The organism is Lederbergia sp. NSJ-179 (assembly GCF_022867885.1).
Taxonomy (GTDB): Bacteria; Bacillota; Bacilli; order Bacillales; family Bacillaceae_C; genus Lederbergia.
This window is the reverse complement of record NZ_JALIFP010000116.1, coordinates 1-598: the sequence shown is the minus strand read 5'-3', so window position 1 is coordinate 598 and position 598 is coordinate 1. Positions and strand designations below refer to the sequence as shown.

Here is a 598-nt window from a genome sequence, read left to right as displayed (position 1 = left end):
TTGACCGTAATAACGAAAATGAAAAGAAGGAATAATGACTAGCTAAGCTATCCCTTCTTGTTTTTGATAAATATTTTACTAGGTATAGTCGTACTAAAGCTACCGCGCTATCGCTTGGTTGCCTCGTTATCAAGTGATGGAGGAAAAGCTTTTCCATCACTTGATGACGAGGTTATTAGGTTTCTATTCTGTTAAATGATCACTTTGGAGGTATACTGAGGACGTAAATACAAACGCGCTTTCCCCATCACAATATACCAAGGCTATCCAATTCAATTCGCCGAGGAATGCACATTGAATTAATGTGCAACTTAACCCCTTTCCCACAATGAAGACCATAAATACGCTCGTTTAAATGAATGATCCAACGGTCTTGCAACATCATATATCATTTCTACATGGCTCCTCATGACAATTCTCCATCAATAACCCTTTTGACCATATGATCATCAATGATACGTTGTTCATTTTGAAATCCATAGATCAGGGAATGTGTACAAACTTTATTAATCAATCTTGCAGTCCCATTGGAAAATTGATAGATTTCATCAATAGCCGCCTCCGTAAAAATGTCTCTTTGCGCTCCGGCACTCATCAA

At 38.0% G+C, this 598-nt stretch carries 1 protein-coding gene and 1 pseudogene; both read right to left on the bottom strand.

Annotated features, from left to right (window positions below):
- Positions 1 to 247: 247 nt before the first annotated feature.
- Positions 248 to 382: a DUF5348 domain-containing protein gene (locus MUB24_RS23800; RefSeq protein ID WP_396426811.1), complete on the bottom strand. Its 135-nt coding sequence runs from the start codon at positions 380 to 382 to the stop codon at positions 248 to 250.
- 24 nt (positions 383 to 406) lie between these two features.
- Positions 407 to 598: pseudogene (locus MUB24_RS23110) on the bottom strand (AAA family ATPase); the annotation flags it as partial.